The sequence below is a fragment of the Actinomadura mexicana genome, from assembly GCF_900188105.1.
In the GTDB taxonomy this organism is placed as follows: Bacteria; Actinomycetota; Actinomycetes; order Streptosporangiales; family Streptosporangiaceae; genus Spirillospora; species Spirillospora mexicana.
Genome location: NZ_FZNP01000001.1, coordinates 561641 through 584589 on the forward strand (window position 1 = coordinate 561641; position 22949 = coordinate 584589).

The following is a 22949-nucleotide window of genomic DNA, read 5'->3' on the forward strand; positions in this document are numbered from 1 at the left end:
TCAGCGGGGGCGGGGTGGGTGTTTGGCGATGAAGAGGCCCTCGGCCGTCACGCAGTCCTCGCCGCCCGCCTGGATCGCTCCAACCGTGCGGATCCTGCGGCCGTCCACGGAGACCTGGCGGGCCCTGATCGTGAGTGGCTCGAAGAGGGGGGTCAGGCGGCGGTAGCGCAGGGTGAGTTCCGCCGTCATGCCCGACTTGCCCGCCCATCCGTTCGCCACGCCGAGGGTGTGGTCCAGGAGGAGGGCAGAGATCCCGCCGTGGACGCTGGACGGCGGCCCCTGGTACGGCAGGCCCAGCGTCGCGGTGGCCTCGATGGTGCGGGAGTCCGCGGCGGTGTATTCGAGCGGCGGGGCGATCGGGTTCTCGGGGCCGGTGACGGGGTCGTGGCGGGTGTTGCCGTCGCCGCGCCACATGTCGACCAGGCGGTCGCGCAGCGGCGGGGCCGCCTCCTCCAGGTCGTCGGCCACGGCGTTCAGGCGGTCGGCCACGTCGGACATGTCGGCACCCGAGAGGTCACCGGAGCGGACCAGCGCGTCGAGGACGCGGCGGGCCGCCGCGGCCGCCGCGTCCACGCCGGTCGCCTGCGACCCGGCCTGGAGGTCGAGGGTCACGACGCCGCCCGGGGGTCGCGCGGCAGGCCGAGCAGGCGCTCACCGATGATGTTCAGCTGGACGTCGGTGGTGCCGCCCGCGATCGACATGTTGCGGGAGTTCAGGAACATCCAGGTCGGGTCGTCCATCCCGCCTTCGCCCTCGCCGGAGAGGGCCTCCGGGCCGATCCAGTCCACGGCCGTCTCCCACACCTGCTGGATGTGCTCGACGCCGATCAGCTTGCCGATGCTGGACTCGGCGCCGGGCTGGCCTCCGGCGAGGGAACGCAGGGTGGTGCGCAGGCCGAAGAGGCTGCTCGACTGCGCGTCGCAGAGGATGCCGCCGAGGTTGGTCAGGCGCTCGTCGTCCGCGTCCGTCGCCAGCTTGAGGAGGGCCTCGCCGCCGCTGCCCAGGGACGAGTCGTTCGAGAGCGAGACGCGTTCGTTGGCGAGGGTCGTGCGGGCGAGCCTCCAGCCGTCGCCGGGGGCGGAGACGAGGAGGTCGTCCGGGATGAACACACCGTCGAGGAACACCTCGTTGAACAGGGTGTCGCCGGTCAGCTCGCGCAGGGGCCGGATGTCGATGCCGGGCGACCTCATGTCGAGCAGGAAGTACGACAGGCCCTTGTGCTTCGGGACGGACGGGTCGGTGCGCGCGAGCAGGATGCCCCAGTCGGCCTCGCGGGCCATGGACGTCCACACCTTCTGGCCGGTGATCTTCCAGCCGCCCTCGGCCTTGTCCGCACGGGTGCTGAGGGCGGCGAGGTCGGATCCCGCGCCTGGCTCGGAGAACAGCTGGCACCAGCGGACGTCGCCGCGCAGCGAGGCTGGCAGGAACCGCTCGTGCTGGGCGGGCGAGCCGTGCGCGATCAGCGTCGGCACCACCCAGTTGCCGATGATCATGTCGTGGGCGCGCAGCCCGGCGGCGCGCATCTCCTCGGCGATGACGAGCTGGGCGACGGCGTCGGCGCCCTTGCCCCAGGGCTCGGGCAGGTGGGGGGACGTATAACCGCGGTCGGCGAGGTAGGCGAGGCGCTCCCGGCCGTCCAGGGCCTTCGCGGGCTCCAGCTCGGCGCGGACCTCGGCGCGGATCTGCTCGGCCTCCGTGGGGAGTTCCACGCGGAGTTCGCGGCGGACGCCGCCGAGGGTGAGGCGGGCGACGCGGCGGCGCCAGGACGCGGTGGAGCCGAGCAGGACGCGGAGGGTCTGGGCGCGGCGCAGGTAGAGGCTCGCGTCGTGCTCCCAGGTGAAGCCGATGCCGCCGAGGGTCTGCACGCAGTCCTTCGCGGTCTGGAACGCGGCCTGGACGCTGGTGGCCCCGGCGACGGCGGCCGCCAGCGACGCCTCCCGCGGCCGGCCCTCGTCGTGGGCGCGGGCGGCGTCCCAGGCGCAGGCGCGGGCCTGCTCGGCATGCGCGAGCATCCGGGCGCAGCGGTGCTTGACGCCCTGGAACTGCCCGATGGGACGGCCGAACTGCTCGCGGACCTTGGCGTACTCGGCGGCGGTCGTCGTCGCCCGGTCGGCCAGGCCGGACGCCTCGGCGGCGAACAGCACCGCCGCGAGGTCGCGCACGTCCTGCGAGTCCAGATGCAGGACTGAACGGGCGGGGACGGTGCGGTTCTCCAACCCCACCCGGGCCAGCCGCCGGGTCAGGTCATGGCTGGGCAGTTCGTCCACCGTCACGGCGTCCCGGGGCAGCACGATCCAGGCCGCCGCGTCGCCGTCCTCCGCCGGGAGGACGAGGACGTCGGCCAGCGGGGCGCCGAGGACGGGGCCCGACGTTCCGGTCACCGTGATCTCGCCGCCCGTGCGGGAGATCGTGAGCGTCCCCGCGTCCAGGCCCACCGCACCGACCGTGCTCCCGTCGGCGAGGGACGGCAGGTGATCGGTGTGCCCCGCCCGGTGCAGCACGGCGCTCGCCAGCACCGCCGGAAGGAACGGCCCCGGAGCGACGGCCCGCCCCAGCTCCTCCAGGACGACGGCCAGTTCGACCAGACCGTAGCCCGCGCCGCCGACGTCCGCGGGAAGATGCAGGCCGAGCAGGCCCTGCGCGGCGAGATCGTCCCAGAACGCGGGTGCCTTCTCCCGGTCGGCGTCCACGGCGGCGCGGACGGCCGCGGGGGTCACCTGCCGGGAGGTGAACGCGCGCACGGCGTCGCGCAGGTCGCGGTGCTCCTCGGTCAGCCCGATGGTCATGTGCTCCTCAGATCCGTTCGATGATGGTGGCCGTGGAGTGCGCGCCGCCCGCGCACATCGTGACGAGCGCCGTCGACTTGTCGGACCGCTCCAACTCGTTCACCGCCTGGGTGATGAGGCGGGCTCCGGTGGAGCCGACCGCGTGACCGAGGGCGATGGCGCCGCCGTTGACGTTGACCCGGTCCATGTCCGCGCCGTGGACCGAGGCCCAGGACAGCACGACCGACGCGAACGCCTCGTTGATCTCCACGAGGTCGATGTCGGACAGCTTCATCCGGGCCCGGTCCAGCACGTGCCGCGTCGCCTCGATCGGCCCGTCCAGGTGGTAGTACGGGTCGGAGCCCACCATCCCGGACGCGACGATCCGGGCGCGGGGACGCAGCCCAAGCTCGGCGGCCCGGTCCGCCGCCATCAGCAGGACCGCCGCGGCGCCGTCGCTGATCTGCGAGGAGTTGCCCGCGGTGTGGACGCCGTCCGGGAGGACCGGCTTCAGCCCGGCGAGCGCCTCGGCGGTCGTGTCGCGCAAGCCCTGGTCGCGGGTGACGAGGGCGGTCTCCCCGGTGGGGCCCTCCTTGGTCATGACCGGCGCCTCGATCTCCAGGATCTGGCCGGCGAAACGGTCCTGCGCCCACGCCGCGTTCGCCTTGACCTGGGACGCCAGCCCGAACGCGTCCGCGTCCGCGCGGGTGATGCCGCGCTTCTTGGCGATGCGCTCGGCCGCCGTGAACTGGTCGGGCATGTCCAGCTCCCAGCCGTCCGGAGCCGGGCTGCCGGTCTCCGGCGTGAGCGCCTGGCCGAGGAAGACCCGGCTCATCGCCTCGACGCCGCAGCCGATCCCGGTGCGGACCGCCCCGGAGGCGATCAGCCCGGCGACGATGTGCACGGCCTGCTGGGACGACCCGCACGCGCAGTCGATCGTCGTGCACGCCGTCCGGTAGGGCAGGCCCGCGTACAGCCAGGCGTTGCGGGTCACGTTGTTGGACTGCTCGCCCGCCTGCGTCACGCACCCGCCGACGACCTGCTCCACCGTCGCGGCCTCGACACCGGCGCGGTCGAGCAGCCCGCGCTGCGCCGCCCCGAGCAGCTGCGCGGGGTGGAGCCCCGAAAGGGCCCCGTACCGCTTGCCGACCGGAGTCCGGACGGCATCGACGATGACGGCCTCGGGCATAGAGGACACTCTCTTCACTACGAACAACTGATCAGTACGCCGCCCAGCGCAGCGGCGTCTCCGGGCGGAAGTCGGGCCGTGGGCTCGCTGGTCAGGATGCGCTCGGCCCAGCGGTGGTCGGCCTTGCCGCTCGGAGAGCGGACGACCGGGGTGAAGGGGACATCAGCGTCATGGCGCCAGACTAGAATTCATTCTCATTCAGAGCGGGCGCGTGTCCCACTCAGCGGTCCGGGCCGATCGAACGGCCGGTGCGGGCCCGCTCAGCGGGACGTCTCCGGGGGCGGAACTAGAATACGTACTAGCCTCCCGGCGGACGATTCCGAACACCGACCCCGGAGGCTCCGGATGAACGCTGACCTCTCCCTGGCGGGCCGCACCGCCATCGTCACCGGCGCGGGCGCGGGGCTGGGCCGCTGCGAGGCCCTCGCCCTGGCCGCGCGGGGCGCCAACGTCGTCGTCAACGACATGGGCCCGGCCGCCGAGGAGGTCGTCGCCGAGATCAAGCAGGCGGGCGGCCAGGCCGTCGCGGTGACCGGGGACGTCGGCGACTGGTCGATGGGCGACACGCTGGTGTCGGCCGCCGTCGACACGTTCGGCTCGCTGGACGTCCTGGTCAACAACGCGGGCGTGCTGCGCGACAAGATGCTGTTCAACCTGTCGGAGCCGGACTGGGACGACGTGATCCGCGTCCACCTGAAGGGGCACGCGTCGGTGTCGCGGGCCGCCGCCGTGCACTGGCGCGCCGCCGGCAAGGCCGCGGGCGGCCCGGTCTACGGACGGGTGGTCAACACCGCGTCGGAGGCGTTCCTGTTCGGGTCGGCGGGCCAGCCGAACTACTCGGCGGCCAAGGCCGGAATCGTCGCGCTGACGCTGTCGACCGCCTCGGGCCTCGGCCGGTACGGGGTGCGCGCCAACGCGATCTGCCCCCGCGCCCGGACGGCGATGACCGAGGCGACGTTCGCCGAGGGCACCTCCCCCGGCGGGCTGGACTCCATGGCGCCCGAGCGGGTCGGGACGTTCGTCGGCTACCTCGCGTCCCCGGCCGCGGAGAAGATCAGCGGGCAGGTGTTCGTCGTGTACGGCGACATGGTCGCGCTGATGGCGGCGCCGACCGTGGAGCACAAGTTCACCGCCGCGGACGGCGTCTTCTCCGTCGAGGAGCTCGGCGAGCAGGTCACCCCGTACTTCGAGGGACGCGAGCCGCACAGGACCTACGCCGCCTACAGCGTCGCCGCGCTCGACGACACCGGCACCAGCAGGCACTGAAGCGCGGCGGCGGCCGCCCTCCGCGAGGCGGGGGCCGCCGCCTGCTCAGAACACGTCCGGGCCGCGCAGGGTCGCCTCGGCGCCGCCGTCCACGTAGACGACCTGGCCGGTCATGTGGGTGTTGGCGGGCGAGACCAGCCAGCGCAGGGCCTCCGCGATCACCTCGGGGCCGGCGTAGCCGTTCAGCGGCATCCGGACGGCCTCGTTCATCACCTTGAGCATCGCCTCGTCCTCGAACAGCGGCGCGCTCATCGGCGTCCTGACGACGCCCGGTGCGACCGCGTTGAGCGGGATGCCCTCGCCCGCCCACTCGGGGGTGACGGAGGCACGGCGCATCCAGCGGGCCAGCGCCGCCTTCGACGACGGGTACGTCTTGTGGCCCCCGCCCTCCGCGACGGCCTTCGCCGCCGCGTCCAGCGCGGCTGGCTCGTCCCCGGCCAGGCAGGCCCGCACGATCTCCTCGTCCACGGGGTGCGTGCCGGCGATCGAACCGACGACGGCGGCGCGCGGCGCCTCCGCCCGGGCCAGCGCGGGGCGCAGGCCCTCCATCAGCGCGGCGACGCCGAAGTAGTTGACCTTGACGGGCAGCTCGGTGAAGTCGGAGACGCCGGCGCAGGCGACGACGGCGTCCAGGGTGCCGCCGCACAGGTCCAGCACCTGCGCGACCGCATGCGACCGCCCCTCGGCGCCGCCGAGGTCGGCGCACACGTCGGCGTCGCGCAGGTCGACCCCGACGACCGTGTCGCCCTGCTCGCGCAGCAGCCCGGCGAGCGTCCTGCCGATGCCGGACGCCGTCCCGCTGACGGCGATGGTGCGTGCCATGGTGGTCCCTCTCAGGTGTGGGCGCCGCGGTCCACGCGGAGGTCGGCGCCGGTGAGGTAGGCGGCGTCGGACGAGGCGGTCACGTCCGCCACGCGGGTGGCGACGGCGCCGGGACCGCCCGCCGCGGCGGCCGTCTCCGCGAGGCCCTGCTCCGAGACGTCCACGGCGTACACCGCGGCGCCCTCGGCGGCCAGCCGGATCGCGGTGGCCCGCCCGATGCCCGACGCCGCCCCGGTGAGCAGCACTTTCACGCCGTCTAAGCGATTCATGGCGGCACGCTAGCCGCGGGCGCGGGACGTCCGCCGGAACGGTCCCGATCACTGGGAGGCGTTCGGCGCGGAAGCCGTGCCGCCGCTGCCCGGGGCGTTCGAACGGGGCGCGAGCAGCAGTTCGCACGCGAGGCGGATGTCGCTCTCGACGTCCGCCATGGACGCGCGGCCGTTCAGGCTCGACTGGAGCACGCCGTACCAGCACTGCATCAGCAGCCGGACGAGGGTGACGTCCTGCGCGGTCGGCACCTCGATCCCCACCGCCCGCAGCAGGATCTCCCGGAACGTGCTGTCGATGTAGACGGTGTCGGCGACGGTCGCGACGTGGGCGGTGTTGGACGCGTGCAGCATCGACGTCGACAGGACCGGCTGCGCCATGAGGTGCCGGCTGGCCTGCACCAGCAGGTCGGCGACCGCGTTCTCCGGGCTCGTGCCGGGCGCGGGCTCGGTGACCTGGTCGCGGAGCCGGTCGACCTGCTTGGCCATGACCGCGGTGAACAGGTGGACCTTGGAGGGGAAGTACCGGTACAGGGTGCCGATCGCGACCCCGGCGGCCTTCGCGACCTCGTGCATCTGGACGCGTTCGAGGGACTTCTCGGCACCGATGCGCGACGCGGCGCGCAGGATGCGCTCGCGCCGGTCGTGCTGCTCCGGCGAGCTCGGCTCGGCGGACAGCCTGCCCGCTGCGATCCTCGCCACGGTCCTCCCCCGGTCCTTCCGCGTCCTGACCCTTCCCGTCCTGACAGGGAACAATATCCGGGCTCCGGACCGTCCCCGCGAACATCCGTACCGGTCAGTGGGACGGGCCGCACCTCCCCGCCCGGGGCGCGCCCTACGGTGTGCCCGCGCCGGATCCCGAGGTCGGAGGGGATGTCACATGGGACGAGCCGGGTGGGACGACGAGTACGACGTGGTGGTCGCCGGCTCCGGGGCCGGGGCGATGGCGGGCGCGCTGGCAGCCGCGTCGGGCGGGCTGCGCACCGCCGTCCTGGAGAAGACGGGCCTGCTCGGCGGGACGTCCGCGTACTCGGGCTCGGCGATCTGGCTCCCGGGGACGCGGGTCCAGGAGCGCGCCGGGCTCGGCGACTCGACCGAGGGCGCGCGGACCTACCTGCGGGCGCTGCTGGGCGACGACGAGGAGGAGCGCCGCGAAGCGTTCCTGGAAACGGCCCCCGAACTGGTGGACTTCCTGGAGAAGGACTCGGCGATCGAATTCCGTTTCCAAGCGTTCCCCGACTACTTCGACGCGCCAGGGCGCCTGGACATGGGGCGGTCGTTCGTCCCGCTGGAGCTGCCGGCCGAGGAGCTCGGGGAGCTCGCGGCGCTCGTCCGTCCGCCGGTCGACCGGGACAGGGCGGGGCGGGGGCATTCGGCGTCCAAGCCGCTGGCGCAGGGCCGGGCGCTGATCGGGCGGCTGCTGCTGGCGATCAACGCGACCGGCGCCGGGGGGATCCGCACGCGGACCGCGCTGACCGACCTGATCGTCGAGGACGGCCGGGTGACCGGGGTCGCGGCGAGGACCGCCGACGGCCCGGTGCGGCTGCGGGCCCGGCGCGGCGTCCTGCTGGCGGCGGGCGGGTTCGAGTCGTCCACCGCGCTGCGGGCCGAGCGCGGCGTGCCGGGCGGCGCCGGCTGGACGATGGCCCCGGACGGCGCGAACACCGGCGACGCGATCGAGGCCGCCGTCCGGATCGGCGCGTCCACCGGCCTGCTCGACCAGGCCTGGTTCTGCCCCGGACTCCTCACCCCGGACGGCCGGCCCGCGTTCACCCTCGGGTTCCGCGGCGGGCTGATCGTGGACGCCTCGGGCCGCCGTTTCGCCAACGAGTCCCTCCCCTACGACCGGATGGGCCGCCGGATGGCCGCCGCCGAGGGACCGTTCCATCTGATCTGGGACTCGCGGGCGGACGGCCTACCCGCGATCTCCGTCCCGCCGCTGCGGACGGACGAGCAGCTCGCGTCCGGCGCCTGGGTCCAGGCGGGCACGCTGCCCGAGCTGGCCGAGATGACCGGGCTTCCGGCGGACGCGCTCACCGGCACGGTCGAGCGGTTCAACGGCTTCGCCGCCAGGGGCGCGGACGAGGACTTCCACCGCGGCGAGGACGCCTACGACCTGTACTTCTCCGGCGGCAGGCCGTGCGTCGTGCCCGTCGACCGGCCGCCCTACCTGGCGGCGCGGGTCGTCCTGAGCGACCTCGGGACGAAGGGCGGGCTGCGCACCGACGCCGACGCCCGCGTCCTGGACGGCTCGGGACGCCCCCTCCCCGGGCTCTACGCCGCCGGCAACACCAGCGCCTCGTTCACGGGCCCCGTCTACCCGGGGCCCGGCGTACCGATCGGGTCGGCCATGGCCTTCGCCTACCGCGCCGTCCAGGACATCAGGAGGAACCTCAATGACCGAGGCAAGCCGCCTGCGTGACCGGCCGGGCGGGGGTGAACGTCCGGTTGTCACGCAGCATCGCCCACCGCACATCGACGCGGCGGCGGGCCAGCGCCATGATCGCCTGGGACCGCGCGGACCGCGCCAACGCCCGACACCACCCGGGCGCACTCCGCCGAGGCATGGCGCCGGGTCAGACCAGGTTGTCCTCCACCTTGAGGCCGAATTCGCCTCGGCCGTACATGGAGAGGGCGTGTTCGACGTCGTTGGCGACGTGGACGCTGCCGGCGTGGGCGTCGCGCCAGGCGCGTTCGATGACGTTGCCGCGGTGCAGGGAGTTGCCGCCGGCGGTCTTGAAGAGGATGTCGATGGCCTCGATGGCGCGCTCGGTGCCGCGGACCTGGTCGCGGCGGGCGCGCAGGCGCAGCTCCATCGGGATCTTCTCGTTGCGGACGGCGTACTCGTGGATCTCGCGGACGTTGCGGTCGGTCTGCAGGATCGCGGCGTCGATCTCGGAGGCGGCGCGGGCGACGGCCACCTGGGCGAACTGGTCCTCGACGAAGCGGCCGCCGCCGAGGCTGAGGCGGATCCTGTCGCGCATGCGGGTCACGTACAGGTCGTGGCAGCCGGCCGCCATGCCGATCACGCTGGCGGCGACGGTGCTGGTGAAGATCGTCCCGAAGGGCATGCGGTAGAGCGGGCCCGTGTTGACCTTGCGGCCGGGGTTGCGGAGCTGGGCCTGCTCGAAGTTGCGCATCGCGCGGTGGGACGGGACGAACGCCTTCTCCACGACGATGTCGTCGCTGGCGGTGCCGCGCAGGCCCATCGAGTCCCAGACCTCGGCGATCTCGTAGTCGCGCCGGGGGACGAGGACGGTCATGAAGTCGACCGGGCGGCCCTCGGCGCCGACGACGAGCGCGCCGAGCAGGGCCCAGGAGGCGAACTCGCAGCCGGAGGAGAACGACCAGCGCCCCGTCACCTCGTAGCCGCCGTCGACGGGGGTGAGGCGGCCGATCGGGGCGTAGGAGGAGGCGATGAGGGTGTCGGGCCCCGCGCCCCACACCTCGCGCTGCGCCTCGTCGGCGAACAGGCCGAGGTGCCAGGAGTGGACGCCGAGGACGGCGGCGACCCAGCCGGTCGAGCCGCAGGCGCCGGAGACCGCGCGGATCACCTCGTAGAAGGCGACCGGGTCGTCCTCGGCGCCGCCGTACCGGGTGGGCTGGAGCATCCGGAACACCCCGGCGGCGGTCAGCTCCCGGATCGTCTCGGCGGGGACGCGTCCCTTCTCGTCCACGGACCGGGCCCGCTCGGCGATGCCGGGCAGCAGTCCCCGCACGGCGTCCAGGACCTCGTTGCTCATCCCGCTCCTTCCCTAGTACGGCCCTTGCAGGAGACCATTGCAGGAGACCATGGTCCCGTGCCGGCGCGGGGACGGGCGTCCCGCCCAATGGGACTCGGCGGTCGGGACGGTGACCTGCGATCTAACGTTCGAATCACCCATCCGTCGCTGAAGGGATGATCCACGTGACCGCAACCGAGTCGGACGCCGTCCGCGCCATCGAGGCGGAGGCGATCACCCGCCGTTTCGCCCGGGGCTGGCACTGCCTCGGGCTGGCCGAGAAGTTCCGGGACGGCAAGCCCCACACGGTCAACGCCTTCGGGCAGAAGCTCGTGGTCTTCACCGGTGAGGACGGCACGACGAACGTCCTGGACGCCTACTGCCGGCACATGGGCGGCGACCTGTCCCAGGGCACCGTCAAGGGCAACGCGATCGCGTGCCCGTTCCACGACTGGCGCTGGGGCGGCGACGGCCGCTGCAAGCAGATCCCCTACGCGCGCCGCGTCCCGCTGCGGGCCCGGACGGCCGCGTGGCCGACGATGGAGCAGGACGGGCTGCTGTTCCTCTGGAACGACCCGGAGGGCGGGAAGCCGCCGGCGGACGTCACGATCCCGGTGATCGAGGGCGCCACCCGCGACGACTGGACCGACTGGCGCTGGACGGAGACGGTCGTCCACACCAACGCGCGCGAGGTCATCGACAACGTCGTGGACATGGCGCACTTCTTCTACATCCACAAGTCGTTCCCGACCTACTTCAAGAACATCTTCGAGGGCCAGGTGGCCACGCAGATCATGAAGGGCCGGACGCGGGAGGACGCGCGCCGGGAGGGCGGGGGCGGCGGGCCGCGGATGCTCGGCAACACCTCCGTGGCGTCCTACCACGGCCCCGCGTTCATGATCGACGAGCTGACGTACCACTACGAGGGGTACGACCTGCACTCCGTCCTGATCAACTGCCACTACCCGATCGACGAGCAATCGTTCTCGCTGCACTCGGGCATCATCGTCCAGCACAGCGCGGCGCTGCCGGCCGACGCCGCCGAGGCGACCGCGCAGAAGCTGTCGGACTTCATCCTGGCGGGCTTCGAGCAGGACATCGAGATCTGGCGGAACAAGACCCGCATCGACAACCCGCTGCTCTGCGAGGAGGACGGGCCCGTCTACCAGCTGCGCCGCTGGTACCAGCAGTTCTACGTGGACGCCGCCGACGTCACGCCGGAGATGACCGACCGGTTCGAGTACGAGATCGACACGACCCGTCCGGTGGAGTCCTGGCAGAAGGAGGTCGACGCGAACATGGCCCGCCGGGAGGCCGAGGGGGCGTCGGCGTGACGACCCGCCAGGACGAGCGCCTCCTGGAGGGGCCGCTGCTGCCGGTCCGCTGCCGCCGCTGCGCCGCCGAGGTGCTGGTGCGCAAGTCGAGCTGGGAGCAGACGAGCATCCAGTGGAACGCCGAGGCCAGGGAGGCGTGCGTGGGTCTGGACGACCCGCACGCGACCTGCCCGGCGCTCCGCTCTGCCATCCAGGAGGCCGCGCTGAACGGCGCCATCACGGTGGTCGAGTGACGGGCGGACGGCCGGCCGGGCGGGTCGCGGTCGTGACCGGCGCGGGCGACGGGATCGGGCGCGGCGTCGCCCGCCGCTTCGCCGCCGAGGGCGCCCGCGTGCTGGTCACTACGGCCCGCTGTGGGCGATGCAGGCCGCGTTCCCGCACATGAAGGCCCGCGGGTGGGGGCGCGTCATCAACATGGGCTCGCTGAACGGCGTCAACGCCCACATGGGGACCCTGGAGTACAACTCGGCCAAGGAGACCCACCGGACGCTGACCCGCACGGCCGCCCGCGAGTGGGCGCCGACCGGCGTCGGCTACCTGACAGGGAACACCTTGTTCGCGGACGGCGGCTCGCATGTCAACGGCGTCGCCTGAACCCGGACCTGGACGGAGAACAATGATCGACCGATACGGCCCGTGGGCCGTGATCGCCGGTGGCTCGGAGGGCGTCGGCTCGGCCTTCGCGCACCGCCTCGCCGACGCCGGCCTGAACCTCGTGCTGATCGCGCGCAAGCCGGGGCCGCTGGCGGAGACGGCCGAGGCCGTCCGCGCGAAGGGCGTCGAGGTGCGCACCCTCGGACTGGACCTGGTCGCCCCGGACCCGCTGAAGGCGATCCGCGAGGTGACCGACGCCCTGGACGTCGGGCTGCTGGTCTTCAACGCGGGCGCCAACAGCTACGGCCACGAGTTCGTCACCGGCGACCTGGACCGCTTCCAGGGCGTCATCGACCTCAACGTCACCGCCCAGCTCGCGCTGACGCACCACTTCGGCGCGCTGATGAAGGAGCGGGGACGCGGCGGCATCCTGCTGGTCGGCTCCCTCGCCGGCTACATGGGCCAGCCGCAGATCAGCATCTACTCGGCGGTGAAGGCGTTCGGCCGCGTCTTCGCCGAGGGGCTGTGGCTGGAGATGCGCGAGCACGGGGTGGACGTCCTGGAACTGGTCCTCGGCGTGACCCGCACCCCGGCGATGGAGCGCGCCGGCCTCGACATGGACATGCCGGGCCTGAACGTCGCCGAGCCCGACGACGTCGCCCGCGAGGGCCTCGAACACCTGGGGGACGGCCCGGTCTGGGTCGCGGGCGGGAACTACGACATGGCCCGCGAACGCGCCGGGTTCCCCCGCGAGAAGCTCGTCGCCGGGGCGCACGCCGCGATGCGGCGCATGCTGCCGAAGCCGTCCTGACACGCCGCTCAGAAGATCCGGACGCGGCGTCCGCGCTCGCGGAAGCACCAGCGGGGAGTCCTGCCGCCGGAGGGGCAGGCGCCGCTGGTGAGCGCGGCGGCGCGGGATCAGCGGGGCCGGTAGGTGCCGTCGCGGTACTCGTGAACGGGGTCGGTGGTGTCGCACGCCTCGGTGCGGAGGATCCGTTTGACGACTTTGTTGGTGGGGGTGCGGGGTAGTTCGGTGACGACGCGGACGTAGCGGGGCGTCCACTTCGTGCCCAGATCGGGTTGCGCGGCCAGGAAGGCCGTGAAGGCGGACGGGTCGAAGGCGCGGCCCGGGGCCAGGGTGACGGCCGCCATCACCTGGTCGCCCACGCGGTCGTCCGGGACGGCGTACACGGCGACGTCGGTGAAGGGCTCGAAGCGGGCCAGGAGGCGTTCGACGGGGGCGGCGGCGAAGTTCTCGCCGTCCACGCGCAGCCAGTCGTCGTCGCGGCCGGCGAAGTACCAGTAGCCGTCGGCGTCGCGGTAGGCGAGGTCGCCCGACCAGGTCCAGCCGTTGCGGACCCGCCGCGCCGTCGCCTCGGGGTTGTTGTAGTAGCCCTCGAACTTGGCGGCGCCCATCGTGTCGACGATCTCGCCGATCGCCTCGTCGGCGTTGAGGAGCAGCCCGTTCGCGTCGAACTCGGCGCGCGGGCATTCCCGCAGGGTCCCGGGGTCCATCACGACGGTGCCCGCCTCGGCGACGCCCAGCGAGCCGGGCGGCGTGCCCGGGACGCGGTTGAGGCGGATCTCGCCCTCGCTCGACCCGTAGGAGTCGATGACGGTGCAGCCGAAACGGCGGGCGAACGCGTCGATGTCGCGCTGCGCCGCCTCGTTGCCGAACGCGATCCGGAGCGTGTTGTCGGCGTCGTCCGGCTTCTCCGGGACGGCCAGGATGTAGCTGAGCGGCCTGCCGACGTAGTTGAAGAACGTGACGCCGTGGCGGCGCACGTCCGGCAGGAACCCGGACGCCGAGAACCTGCGGCGCAGGACGATGCGGCCGCCGGCGGCGACGGCGGGCGCGATCCCGGCCATCAGCGCGTTGGAGTGGAACATCGGCATGACCACGTAGAACACGTCGTCGCGGGTGAGGCGGCGCCGGTCGCGCTGCTGGACGGCGATCCGGCCCAGCCTGCGCTGCGTGCAGATCACCGCCTTGGGCGCGGACGTCGTCCCGGACGTGAACACCAGGGAGAAGATCGTGTCGGGGTCCACCGGGGCGGGGGCGGCCAGGCGGGCGGAGGCGAGGCGCTCGGCGTGGGCGGGCGTGTCGACCGCCAGGGACGGGACCTGCGTGAGCCCTTCGAGCAGCGGCGCGCGGGACGTCTCGGTGACCAGCAGCGCGCAGTCGGTGTGGGTGATGTCGCGGGCCAGTTCGGCGCCCCGCCGGGTCGGGTTCAGCTCCACGACGGGGACGCCGGCGAGGGCCGCGCCCAGCAGCCAGAACAGGTGTTCGGGGCCGTTCTCCAGGAACAGGCCGACGTGGCCGGGCAGGTCCCGGACGAGCGAGGCCCGCCGCAGGGACTCCGCGACGACCTCCCGCCAGGTCCAGGACCGGTCCTCGAAGCACAGGCCCGTCCGGTCGTCGCCGCCGCGCGCGGCGATCAGCTCCGCGAACGCGGTCTCGCGGGCGGGACGGTCGTCGCCCAGCACAGCGCTCTTCTCGTCGTCGGGTACGACCGCGGCCTTCTCGTCCGGCATGCGACCCCTGACCCTTCTCGTCCCGGCGCGCCCTGGGCGCGGTGCGGTCGGTTCCACTCGAAGCCGCAGACCTCCGCGTGCCGGGCGTACTCGCCGATCCACGCGGGACCGGCGGTGACGCCCGCCGCCACGGGGAGCAGGACGGTGTACTTCATTCCCCGACCTGCCGGTTCTCGGACGCGGCGGCGGCGCGTCCGGCGCGGCGGCCGAAGAACGTGCCGTCGCCGAGGGACGTCCCGCTGATGTAGCCCTCGCCGTGGATGCCGGAGGCGGTGCGCCCGGCGGCGTACAGGCCGGGGATCGGCGCACCGGAGTTGTTGCGGACCTCGCCGTCCACGGTGGTGTCGAGGCCGCCGAGGGTGAACCCGCCGGCGCCCGTCCCGGCGCCGTGCCTGCCGGCGCCGAAGAACCCGTCGGCCGGGTCGATCGCCGCGAACGGCCCCTTCAGGGGGCGCAGCCACTTGGGGTCCTTGTGGAAGTAGGGGTCCTCGCCCCGCTCCGCGAACCGGTTGTAGGTCTCGACGGTCGCCTCCAGCGAACCGGGCGGCAGGCCGAGTGACTCCTCCAGCTCCGCGAGCGTCTCCGCCGCGTGCTTGGGGCGGACGCCCCACATGTCGGCCTCGGCGATCTCGTCGTGCCCGGCCTCGTCGATGATCGCCCAGTAGGGACCGGGCTGGTGCTGGACGGCCCGGTGGCTGAACAGGCCCGGGTAGACGTCCTCGTTGATGAACCGGCGGCCGAGGCCGTCGACGAGCATGCCCCGGCAGACGACGGCGGGGTTGGCGGTGAGCGCGATCTCCACCGCCGCCATGCGGCGGGTCGCGGCGCCGAGCGCGGTCGCCATCCGGATGCCGGACCCGTCGCTGGTGCCGTCGCTGACCTTGTCGTGCCCGAGCAGCACCGGGGCGTGGTCGGCGAGCATCTCCTCGTTGTCGACGAACCCGCCGGAGGTCAGGATGACGCCCCTGCGCGCCCGGTAGACCATCCGGTCGCCGAACCTGCGCGCGACGACGCCGGCGACGCGGCCGGCGCCGTCCACGACGAGGTTGGTGGCACAGGTGTCCTGGTGGGCGACGGCGCCCGCCTCGGCGGCGGCGGCGATCAGCTTCTCCATGAGGATGCCGCCGGCGAACATCGGCGTCTCCGGACGGTGCCCGCGCGGCGCGGGCCGGGCGATCTCGTTGTACGGCCAGGCGTTCTCACCGAGCCACATCAGGCCGTCCTCGGTGTACGGCATCCAGCCCGGCGCGTCGAACAGGCTCTCCCTGAACGGGACGCCGCGCGCGCGGAACCACTCGAAGTGCTCCACGCTCCCGTCGCAGTACAGCCGCAGCTTCTCCGCGTCGGCGTGCGGGCCGAGCGCCGCCGTGAGGAAGGCGAACATGTCGTCGGGCGTGTCGTCGAAGCCGCACGCCTTCTGCACCCGCGTGCCGCCGCCGAGGTACAGCTCCCCGCCCGACTGGGCGGACGTCCCGCCGGGGCCGCTCGACCGTTCCAGGACGAGCACGTCCGCGCCCGCCGCGGCGGCCTCGTACGCCGCGGCGGCGCCGGCGGCGCCGAAGCCGACCACCAGCACATCGCACTCGTGGTCGAACTCCACCTCCGCGGCGCCGACCGGTTCCACCGGGGGCTTCGCCATCGGCGTCAGCCCTTCTGCTGCGGGACGAAGGCGGCCAGCGGCTCGGACCCGGACCAGTCGTGGCCCCAGTAGCTGTCCTTGGTGATCTCCTCGGCGGTGTAGTACGCCTCGTCCACGAGCATGCCCTCGCAGCCGTACTCGACGTCCCAGCCGCCGGGGGCGCGGACGTAGAACGACACCATCTTGTCGTTGGTGTGGCGGCCCAGCGTGGAGGAGATCGAGAAGCCCCTCTTCGTGATGCCGTCGAGCGCGATGCCGACCGCGTCGAGCGTGTCGACCTCCACCATGAGGTGGACGAGGCCCGGGTCGCCGTCGAACGGCGCAGGGCAGATCGCGAGGCTGTGGTGGCGCTGGTTGACGCCCATGAACCTGACCCGTGCGGCGCCGCCGCCGACCTTCATCGCGCCGCGCGGCAGGAAGCCGAGGACCTCGGCGTAGAACGCGACGGTCTCATCGAACCTGGGCGTGGGCAGCACGACGTGGCCCATGCCCATGGGGCCGGTGACGAACTTCTGCGCGAAGCCGGTGCGCAGGGGGCTGTGGTCGAGGAGCGGCCCCCAGAACACCTCGACGGGGGTGCCGCCCGGGTCGGTGAAGGCGATGGCCTCCTCCGCGTCGCGCTCCGCCGCCTCCTTGGACGTCAGCTTCGCCACGGCCGTCCCGGACTTCTCCACGGCCTCGCGGACGGCGGCCAGCGCGTACTGGTCGCGGACCTCCCAGCCGACGGCCAGCACCCGGTCGGTGTCGCCGGGCAGCACCTGGAGGCGCGACCGGCGCTCGTCCATGCGCAGGTAGAGGCCGTCCGGGTCCGGTCCGCTCCCCTCGGCGAAACCGAGCCCGTCCAGGGCGAACTCGCGCCAGCGGTCGATGTGCCGGGTCTGGACCTTCAGATATCCCAGCCCTCGGATCTGCGTCACTGTCCTCGGTCCCTTCTGGATAGCGGCCCGCACGGCGGCCGTCCAGGCTCAACCTGCCAAATCCGGGGGCGGGCCGCCGGGCCCTTCCCGCTGAGTGAGAGTCCTCCCGCGGCGCGCCCTTGGGACGCGGCGTGCCGGGCGGTGGAGGCGCCCACGCTCCCGGCACGCCGCGAGTCGGCGGGGATCAGATCATCGACCGCATCGGGCCCTGGGGAGGCTCGATGTCCAGGTCCGTCAGGGCGGAGACGTGGTAGACCGAGCCCGGAACGTGGATGGCGTGGGCGAGGCCCACGTGCGCGTCCCGCCAGAACCGCTGGATCGGGTTGTCGCTCCGCATCGCGTTGCCGCCCGACCGGACGACGATCTCGTTCATCGCCTGCACCGCCCGCCACGCGGCGCGGACCTGGGTCCGGCGGCCGGCGGCGCGCTCGGCGAACGTCGGCTCGTGCCCGGCGGCGACCATGTCGTACATGCGCGAGCAGTTGTCGAGCAGCGCCGTGCGGGACGTCTTGATCTCCTCGGCCGCCTCGCTGATCGCGTACAGCACGTACGGGTCGTCCTTGATCTTCGTGCCGGTGATCTGGACGCGGTTGCGCTGGTAGGCCAGGTGGTGGTGCAGCGCGCCCTCGGCGATGCCGATGACCGCGGAGGAGATGCCGAGCGGGAACACGCAGGAGAACGGCATCAGGTAGGACGGGTTGGTCAGCCCCGCCTCGCGCGGCGCCGAACCGTCCACGACCTTGGTGTACTCCAGCGTCCGGTACGTCGGGACGAACGCGTCCTTGACGATGATGTCCTTGCTGCCGGTGCCCTTGAGCCCGGCGACGTCCCAGGAGTCCTCGACGATCCGGTAGTCGGAGCGGGGCAGGATCATGTGCAGCGACCGCGGCGGCTGCGCCATCTTGCCCTCGTCGTCGCCCAGCATCGCGCCGAGGAAGATCCAGTCGCAGTGGTCGGTGCCGGAGGAGAACTGCCAGCGGCCGTTGAAGACGTAGCCGCCGTCCACCGGCCGGGCGATGCCCATCGGCGCGTAGGGGGAGGCGATCCAGGTGTCGGGGTCCTCGCCCCAGATCTCCTCGCGCACCTTCGGGTCGGCGTAGGCCATCTCCCACGGGTGGACGCCGACGATGCCGGCGACCCAGCCGGTGGAGCCGTCCAGGGAGGCGATCCCCATCACGGTCTCGGCGAACTCGCGCGGGTGGACCTCCAGGCCGCCGTGCGCCTCCGGCTGCAGCAGCCGGATCGCGCCCGCGTCCTTCAGGATCTGCGCCGCCTTGTCGTCGAGCCTGCCGAGCGCCTCGTTGGCCGGGCCGAGCTCGCGGATCTGCTCCGCCCTCTCCATGATCGTGTCAAGCACGCGGTTGGCCATCGCCTGTCTCCCGTAAGTGTTCGTCAGCCGTCGTAAGTGATCTTCAGCCGGTCGGTGACCGGCCTCGCCTGACAGGCGAGGATGAGGCCGTCGGCGAGATCCTGCTCGTCGAGGACCGTGTTGGCGTCCAGGGTGACCTCGCCCTCCAGCGCCACGCAGGCGCAGGCCGAGCAGGAGCCCTCCCGGCAGGAGAACGGGGCGTCGACCCCGGCGCGCAGCAGCGCGTCGAGGAGCCGCTCGGATCCGCGCCACGGAACCGTGCGGGTCTCGCCGTCCATCTCGACCTCGATCTCACCGGCGTCGCCGGCCTCCGCCTCCGCCTGCTCCGGCGCGTCCTCGGGCCCCTCGAACGGGTCGCCCTCCAGCGAGAAGAACCGCTCGGCGTGCACCCGCGCGCCGAGGCCGCCGAGCGTCCCCGAGACCAGGTCCATGAAGATCTCGGGCCCGCACACGTACACGGGGCGGCCCGCGTAGGGGCCGGCCAGGGACCGCATGGCGGCGGCCGTCGGCAGGCCCTGCACCGACTCCAGCAGGTGGACGACGGTGAGCCGGTCCGGGTGCCGCTCGGTCAGCTCCCTCAGCTCGTCGGCGAAGATGACCGACCGCTCGTCCCGGTTGGCGTACAGCAGCGCCACCTTCGCGGAGCCGCCCGCCAGGCACGACTTGAGGATCGACATGACCGGGGTGATGCCGCTGCCGCCCGCGACGAGCAGCAGGTCCTCGTCCAGCGAGGGCGGCGTGAACGTGCCCGCCGGGCGCAGCACCTCCAGGACGTCGCCCGGCGTGACGTTGTCGCAGATCCAGTTGGACCCGAGACCGCCCGCGACCCGCTTGACCGTCACCTTCGGCCGGTCGTCGGTGAGCGGCGAGCTGCACAGCGAGTAGCAGCGCGCGGCCCAGCCGCCCTCCGCCGGCACCCGGACGGTGAGGAACTGCCCGGGCCGGTAGGCGAACCGCTCCCGGTCGCCCTCGACGGGTTCGAGGACGAGCGAGTGCGCGTCGGCCGTCTCCCGGACGACCTCCACCACCCGCGCCTTCAGAGCCGTCATGAGCGTCCCGCGGCCTTCCCTGCGGGCCCCGCGGAACCGGCCGACCCGGCGGCGTGCCGGGCGGCGATGTAGCCGAACACGATGGCCGGGCCGATCGTGGCGCCCGGGCCCGCGTACTCGTTGCCCATCACCGACGCCGAGGAGTTGCCCGTCACGTACAGGCCCTCGATGACCGTCCCGTCCGCGCGCAGGACGCGGGCGTGCTCGTCGGAGACGAGGCCGCCCTTGGTGCCGAGGTCGCCGACCTCCATCCGGAACGCGTGGTACGGCCCGCCCTCGATCACGTCCAGGTTCGGGTTCTCCAGGTTCGGGTCGCCGTAGTAGCGGTCGTAGGCGGAGTCGCCGCGGCCGAACTCGGGGTCCTTGCCCGCGCGCGCGTACCGGTTGAACGTCTCGACGGTCTCGCCCAGCGCGTCCGCCGGGACGCCGATCTGGCCGGCCAGCTCGGCGAGCGTGTCCGCCTTGAACGCGATGCCCGCCTCGTAGAACGCCTTCGGGATCGGCGCGCCGGGCAGGATCTGCGCGAACGGGTAGCGGGTCCGGGCCTTGGCGTCCATCACGAACCAGCAGGGGACGTGCCCGCCCGCGAGCTGGTCGTGGACGAAGTTGACGTACGGGGCCGACTCGTTGGTGAACCGCTTCCCGTCCTGTCCCACGATCACCGAGCGCGGGATGCACCGCTCCGACAGCAGCGGGATCGTCGCCCCCGCCGGGTGCCGGACGGCGGGCATCCACCAGGCGTCGTCCATCAGGTCCAGCGCCGCGCCGACGCTCTCACCGGCGCGGATGCCGTCGCCGGTGTTCTCGCGGGCGCCCATCGCGAAGTCCTCCTGGCCGCCCTTCGGCAGGAAGGTGTCGCGCATCTCCTGGTTGTGGTCGAATCCGCCCGTCGCGAGCAGGACGCCCCGGCGCCCGCGGATGCGCAGCGCCGCGCCGTCGCGCTCGACGACGACGCCGGTGACGCGGCCGTCCTCGACGACGAGCTCGGTCATGGGGGTCTTCAGCCAGAGCGGGACCCCGGCGTCCTTCAGCGCCATCCGCAGCCGCGCGGCGAGCGCCCGGCCGCCGGTCGCCATGTGGCGGCGGCGGACCATGTTGGACGACACGCGCCACGCCGCGACCAGCGACGCGCGCCGGCCCGTCCAGGTGCGCTTGGCCATCGCGAGGTCGTGGTAGTCCTTCGCGGTGATCCACAGGCCGAGGGGGCCCTTCATGCTGTTCGGCCGCTGGTACCGCTCGTCCTCGCCGAGCTTGCGGGTGTCGAACGGCTTGGCCTCGATGGACCGGCCGAGCGCGCGCCCGCCCTCGTACTCGGGGTGGTAGTCGGCGTAGCCCTTCGTCCAGAAGAACCGCATCCACTTGCTCCGGCAGAGCAGCTCCATGGCGGCGGGCCCGTTGTCGACGAACGCGTCCAGCCGCGCCGCCGGGACCCGCCCCTCGGTGAGCCGGTCCAGGTACCGGCGGACCGACTCGCGGCTGTCCTCGTGGCCGCGCGCCTTCAGCGTCGGGTTGTTCGGGATCCAGATCCCGCCGCCGGAGATCGCGGTGGAGCCGCCGAACCTCTTGCCCTTCTCCACGATCAGCGCGGAGAGCCCGGCGTCGTGCGCGGTCAGCGCCGCGGCCATCCCGCCGCCGCCGCTGCCGACGATGACGAGGTCGTACTCGTGGTCCCAGCCGCTCGCGCGCTCCCGGTCGCTCACCGCTCGTCCTTCCGGGTCAGGAACGCCAGCACGGCGCTCTCCCAGGCGGACTTCTGCTCGATCATCACCCAGTGCCCGCAGTCGGGGAAGATGTTCACCTGGACGTCCGGGATGGTGCGCATCGGCACGAGGACCATGTCGACGGGGCTGACCCGGTCGTCCCGGCCCCAGGTGATCAGGGTCTTGGCCCTGAGCTTGTGGAGCATCGCCCAGTAAGGCGGCTCGTCGGAGGCCGCCATCGCCTTCGCGCGGGCCGCCATCGCCTTCGACCCGTACATGCGGCGCGCGCTCGCGAGGGTGTCGGGGTCGGTGGCCTGCCGCCAGCGCTCCTCGATCATCTCCTCGGTGACGATCCGCGGGTCGTACACCATCGAGTTCAGCCACCGGACGAGGCCCTCGCGGGTCGGGTCGTCGGTGAACTCCGCCAGCAGCCTGATGCCTTCGCCGGGCGCGGGACTGAAGACGTTGCGGCCGATCCCGCCGATGGTGACCAGCCGGCGGACGCGCTCGGGGTTGCGGAGCGCCACCTGCGTCGCGACGATGCCGCCCATCGAGTTGCCGATCACGTCGACCCGGTCGAGGCCGAGGCCGTCCAGGAACCGGACGACGGCGCCGCCCGCGGCCATCATCGGGTGCTCGTCGGTCGGGTCGCTGACCCCGAACCCGGGGAACTCCAGGACCAGGCAGCGGAAGTGCTCGGCGAACCGGGCGAGGTTGCCGCGGTAGTTGCGCCAGCCGGTGACGCCGGGACCGGAGCCGTGCAGCAGCAGCAGCGGCGGGCCCTCACCGGCCTCGTGGTAGCGCAGGACGCCCTGGTCGGTGGCGAGCTCGCGCAACGTCGACTCGTAGGTCAGCTCCGCAGGCATGATCTCCCAGTCCTTCGACGGTGGCTTGTCCGGAACGTAATCGGCGGGACGGCGGGGTCAGGCGGCGGATCCCGATCAGCGGGACGCGGGTCCGAGGGCGGTTCGGCGGGCCCGGCCGGGCGCCCGCTTCCACTCATCGGGATCGGGGCGCGTGGCCCCGGCGGGGCGTGCCTACCTTCGGGCTCACCGGCCGCCCCTTGACCGGTGCCGGGTGAGTACCCGTTAGTGGAAATACCGCATAGTGGATCCGAACGCCCGCCCGCTCGCAGCCCCGAGGTGAACACATGCCAGCCGAGCCAGCGCTCACGCCCCTGCACGACGCCGACGCGGACGACTGGCGGGCGGACGCCGCCGCGGCCGCGCCGGAGCCGGCCGACTTCCGCCTGGCCATGGCCGAGTTCGCGACGGGCGTCACCGTCGTCACCGCCCTCGACGGCGGCGAGCCGGTCGGCTTCGCCTGCCAGTCGTTCGCGTCGGTGTCGCTGGACCCGCCGCTGATCCTGTTCTGCGCGGACAAGCGCGGCCGGTCGTGGCCCCGGATCCGCGCGGCGGGGCGGTTCTGCGTGAACGTCCTCGGCGAGGAGCAGCGCGACCTGTGCGAGCGCTTCGGGTCGAGCCGCGGCACCAAGTTCGAGGGCCTGGAGTGGGAGGAGTCGCGCTGGGGCGCCCCCGCCCTGCCGGACGTCCTGCTCGCCGTCCACTGCGTCGTGCACGACGTGCACGAGGCCGGCGACCACGAGGTGGTGATCGGGCGGGTCCTGGCGGTGGACCGGCACGAGGTGGTGGACGGCGTGTGGCGGCACCCGATGGTGTTCTTCCGCAGCCGGTTCGGCGTCGGGGAGCCCGACGCGCCGATCGCCCCCGACCCGTGGGGCATCGGCGACCGGTGGGGCTGGGGTTGACGTCACCTCCGGCG

Annotated in this window: 22 protein-coding genes; 8 read left to right on the forward strand and 14 right to left on the reverse strand. The window is 73.1% G+C overall.

Translation table 11 applies throughout. The features are described from left to right. From CHC11_RS02360 to CHC11_RS02370, 3 genes are read right to left on the reverse strand one after another with little or no spacing between them, the layout of a single operon-like run. Positions 1 to 612, reverse strand: a complete 612-nt coding sequence (locus tag CHC11_RS02360; protein WP_089309878.1) for a PaaI family thioesterase — start codon at positions 610 to 612, stop codon at positions 1 to 3. Continuing rightward, complete coding sequence (locus tag CHC11_RS02365) at positions 609 to 2786, reverse strand: acyl-CoA dehydrogenase family protein (RefSeq protein ID WP_089309879.1); 2178 nt, start codon at positions 2784 to 2786, stop codon at positions 609 to 611. The genes CHC11_RS02360 and CHC11_RS02365 overlap by 4 nt, the downstream gene beginning before the upstream one ends. Positions 2787 to 2793: 7 nt before the next feature. Further along, the gene (locus CHC11_RS02370) at positions 2794 to 3954 is read right to left on the reverse strand and encodes a steroid 3-ketoacyl-CoA thiolase (protein WP_089309880.1); all 1161 of its coding nucleotides are present in this window, start codon (positions 3952 to 3954) and stop codon (positions 2794 to 2796) included. A 345-nt stretch (positions 3955 to 4299) separates the two neighbouring features. On the opposite strand from CHC11_RS02370, the gene CHC11_RS02375 reads away from it, so the two are divergent. After that, on the forward strand, positions 4300 to 5220 hold the full coding sequence (locus tag CHC11_RS02375) for a 3-oxoacyl-ACP reductase (protein ID WP_089309881.1): 921 nt from the start codon (positions 4300 to 4302) through the stop codon (positions 5218 to 5220). Between the two features lie 45 nt (positions 5221 to 5265). On the opposite strand, the gene CHC11_RS02380 is transcribed toward CHC11_RS02375, so the two are convergent. The 3 genes from CHC11_RS02380 to CHC11_RS02390 are packed head-to-tail and all read right to left on the reverse strand — an operon-like array spanning position 5266 to position 7010. Next, positions 5266 to 6042 (reverse strand): SDR family oxidoreductase, encoded by a 777-nt coding sequence (locus CHC11_RS02380; RefSeq protein WP_089309882.1) that lies wholly within the window; start codon positions 6040 to 6042, stop codon positions 5266 to 5268. Between the two features lie 11 nt (positions 6043 to 6053). Further along, the gene (locus CHC11_RS02385) at positions 6054 to 6311 is read right to left on the reverse strand and encodes an SDR family NAD(P)-dependent oxidoreductase (protein WP_089309883.1); all 258 of its coding nucleotides are present in this window, start codon (positions 6309 to 6311) and stop codon (positions 6054 to 6056) included. 48 nt (positions 6312 to 6359) lie between these two features. After that, the gene (locus CHC11_RS02390) at positions 6360 to 7010 is read right to left on the reverse strand and encodes a TetR/AcrR family transcriptional regulator (RefSeq protein ID WP_089309884.1); all 651 of its coding nucleotides are present in this window, start codon (positions 7008 to 7010) and stop codon (positions 6360 to 6362) included. A 178-nt stretch (positions 7011 to 7188) separates the two neighbouring features. On the opposite strand from CHC11_RS02390, the gene CHC11_RS02395 reads away from it, so the two are divergent. Continuing rightward, on the forward strand, positions 7189 to 8730 hold the full coding sequence (locus tag CHC11_RS02395) for an FAD-dependent oxidoreductase (protein WP_089309885.1): 1542 nt from the start codon (positions 7189 to 7191) through the stop codon (positions 8728 to 8730). 154 nt (positions 8731 to 8884) lie between these two features. Here the strand turns inward: CHC11_RS02395 and hsaA are convergent, their stop codons facing one another. Beyond that, positions 8885 to 10051, reverse strand: a complete 1167-nt coding sequence (gene hsaA / locus CHC11_RS02400; protein WP_089309886.1) for a 3-hydroxy-9,10-secoandrosta-1,3,5(10)-triene-9,17-dione monooxygenase oxygenase subunit — start codon at positions 10049 to 10051, stop codon at positions 8885 to 8887. 155 nt (positions 10052 to 10206) lie between these two features. Between hsaA and CHC11_RS02405 the strand changes: the two genes are divergently transcribed. From CHC11_RS02405 to CHC11_RS02420, 5 genes are read left to right on the forward strand one after another with little or no spacing between them, the layout of a single operon-like run. Then, positions 10207 to 11364, forward strand: a complete 1158-nt coding sequence (locus CHC11_RS02405) for a 3-ketosteroid-9-alpha-monooxygenase, oxygenase component (RefSeq protein WP_089309887.1) — start codon at positions 10207 to 10209, stop codon at positions 11362 to 11364. Beyond that, on the forward strand, positions 11361 to 11597 hold the full coding sequence (locus CHC11_RS41030; RefSeq protein ID WP_089309888.1) for a ferredoxin: 237 nt from the start codon (positions 11361 to 11363) through the stop codon (positions 11595 to 11597). The genes CHC11_RS02405 and CHC11_RS41030 overlap by 4 nt, the downstream gene beginning before the upstream one ends. Positions 11598 to 11629: 32 nt before the next feature. Next, on the forward strand, positions 11630 to 11749 hold the full coding sequence (locus CHC11_RS43250; RefSeq protein WP_281258277.1) for a hypothetical protein: 120 nt from the start codon (positions 11630 to 11632) through the stop codon (positions 11747 to 11749). Then, positions 11725 to 11958: an SDR family NAD(P)-dependent oxidoreductase gene (locus tag CHC11_RS41945; protein ID WP_218825905.1), complete on the forward strand. Its 234-nt coding sequence runs from the start codon at positions 11725 to 11727 to the stop codon at positions 11956 to 11958. The genes CHC11_RS43250 and CHC11_RS41945 overlap by 25 nt, the downstream gene beginning before the upstream one ends. 22 nt (positions 11959 to 11980) lie before the next feature. Beyond that, positions 11981 to 12769, forward strand: coding sequence for an SDR family NAD(P)-dependent oxidoreductase (locus CHC11_RS02420; RefSeq protein ID WP_089309889.1), 789 nt, complete (start codon positions 11981 to 11983; stop codon positions 12767 to 12769). A gap of 107 nt (positions 12770 to 12876) precedes the next feature. Here CHC11_RS02420 and CHC11_RS02425 read toward each other — a convergent pair whose 3' ends face one another. The 7 genes from CHC11_RS02425 to CHC11_RS02455 all read right to left on the reverse strand — a co-directional run bounded on the left by CHC11_RS02425 (position 12877) and on the right by CHC11_RS02455 (position 22033). After that, positions 12877 to 14493, reverse strand: a complete 1617-nt coding sequence (locus CHC11_RS02425) for an AMP-binding protein (protein WP_089309890.1) — start codon at positions 14491 to 14493, stop codon at positions 12877 to 12879. Positions 14494 to 14644: 151 nt separating this feature from the next. Next, positions 14645 to 16132 (reverse strand): FAD-dependent oxidoreductase, encoded by a 1488-nt coding sequence (locus CHC11_RS02430; protein ID WP_089309891.1) that lies wholly within the window; start codon positions 16130 to 16132, stop codon positions 14645 to 14647. Between the two features lie 5 nt (positions 16133 to 16137). Beyond that, positions 16138 to 17049, reverse strand: a complete 912-nt coding sequence (locus CHC11_RS02435) for a VOC family protein (RefSeq protein ID WP_089309892.1) — start codon at positions 17047 to 17049, stop codon at positions 16138 to 16140. Between the two features lie 184 nt (positions 17050 to 17233). After that, positions 17234 to 18418 carry an acyl-CoA dehydrogenase family protein gene (locus CHC11_RS02440; RefSeq protein ID WP_089309893.1) on the reverse strand — a complete coding sequence of 395 codons (1185 nt, stop codon included), beginning with the start codon at positions 18416 to 18418 and terminating at the stop codon, positions 17234 to 17236. Positions 18419 to 18441: 23 nt separating this feature from the next. Further along, the gene (locus CHC11_RS02445; RefSeq protein ID WP_089309894.1) at positions 18442 to 19467 is read right to left on the reverse strand and encodes a ferredoxin--NADP reductase; all 1026 of its coding nucleotides are present in this window, start codon (positions 19465 to 19467) and stop codon (positions 18442 to 18444) included. Continuing rightward, positions 19464 to 21167, reverse strand: a complete 1704-nt coding sequence (locus CHC11_RS02450; protein ID WP_089309895.1) for an FAD-binding protein — start codon at positions 21165 to 21167, stop codon at positions 19464 to 19466. The genes CHC11_RS02445 and CHC11_RS02450 overlap by 4 nt, the downstream gene beginning before the upstream one ends. Continuing rightward, positions 21164 to 22033 carry an alpha/beta fold hydrolase gene (locus CHC11_RS02455; protein ID WP_089309896.1) on the reverse strand — a complete coding sequence of 290 codons (870 nt, stop codon included), beginning with the start codon at positions 22031 to 22033 and terminating at the stop codon, positions 21164 to 21166. The genes CHC11_RS02450 and CHC11_RS02455 overlap by 4 nt, the downstream gene beginning before the upstream one ends. 284 nt (positions 22034 to 22317) lie before the next feature. On the opposite strand from CHC11_RS02455, the gene CHC11_RS02460 reads away from it, so the two are divergent. After that, the gene (locus tag CHC11_RS02460) at positions 22318 to 22935 is read left to right on the forward strand and encodes a flavin reductase family protein (RefSeq protein ID WP_089309897.1); all 618 of its coding nucleotides are present in this window, start codon (positions 22318 to 22320) and stop codon (positions 22933 to 22935) included. Positions 22936 to 22949: the final 14 nt, after the last annotated feature.

Bases quoted from the DNA above. Each gene is read 5' to 3' on its own strand.
- CHC11_RS02365 (WP_089309879.1), bottom strand. From the start codon at position 2,786: ATGACCATCGGGCTGACCGAGGAGCACCGCGACCTGCGCGACGCCGTG.
- CHC11_RS02370 (WP_089309880.1), bottom strand. From the start codon at position 3,954: ATGCCCGAGGCCGTCATCGTCGATGCCGTCCGGACTCCGGTCGGCAAG.
- CHC11_RS02375 (WP_089309881.1), top strand. From the start codon at position 4,300: ATGAACGCTGACCTCTCCCTGGCGGGCCGCACCGCCATCGTCACCGGC.
- CHC11_RS02380 (WP_089309882.1), bottom strand. From the start codon at position 6,042: ATGGCACGCACCATCGCCGTCAGCGGGACGGCGTCCGGCATCGGCAGG.
- CHC11_RS02385 (WP_089309883.1), bottom strand. From the start codon at position 6,311: ATGAATCGCTTAGACGGCGTGAAAGTGCTGCTCACCGGGGCGGCGTCG.
- CHC11_RS02395 (WP_089309885.1), top strand. From the start codon at position 7,189: ATGGGACGAGCCGGGTGGGACGACGAGTACGACGTGGTGGTCGCCGGC.
- hsaA (WP_089309886.1), bottom strand. From the start codon at position 10,051: ATGAGCAACGAGGTCCTGGACGCCGTGCGGGGACTGCTGCCCGGCATC.
- CHC11_RS02405 (WP_089309887.1), top strand. From the start codon at position 10,207: ATGATCCACGTGACCGCAACCGAGTCGGACGCCGTCCGCGCCATCGAG.
- CHC11_RS41945 (WP_218825905.1), top strand. From the start codon at position 11,725: ATGCAGGCCGCGTTCCCGCACATGAAGGCCCGCGGGTGGGGGCGCGTC.
- CHC11_RS02420 (WP_089309889.1), top strand. From the start codon at position 11,981: ATGATCGACCGATACGGCCCGTGGGCCGTGATCGCCGGTGGCTCGGAG.
- CHC11_RS02425 (WP_089309890.1), bottom strand. From the start codon at position 14,493: ATGCCGGACGAGAAGGCCGCGGTCGTACCCGACGACGAGAAGAGCGCT.
- CHC11_RS02430 (WP_089309891.1), bottom strand. From the start codon at position 16,132: ATGGCGAAGCCCCCGGTGGAACCGGTCGGCGCCGCGGAGGTGGAGTTC.
- CHC11_RS02440 (WP_089309893.1), bottom strand. From the start codon at position 18,418: ATGGCCAACCGCGTGCTTGACACGATCATGGAGAGGGCGGAGCAGATC.
- CHC11_RS02445 (WP_089309894.1), bottom strand. From the start codon at position 19,467: ATGACGGCTCTGAAGGCGCGGGTGGTGGAGGTCGTCCGGGAGACGGCC.
- CHC11_RS02455 (WP_089309896.1), bottom strand. From the start codon at position 22,033: ATGCCTGCGGAGCTGACCTACGAGTCGACGTTGCGCGAGCTCGCCACC.
- CHC11_RS02460 (WP_089309897.1), top strand. From the start codon at position 22,318: ATGCCAGCCGAGCCAGCGCTCACGCCCCTGCACGACGCCGACGCGGAC.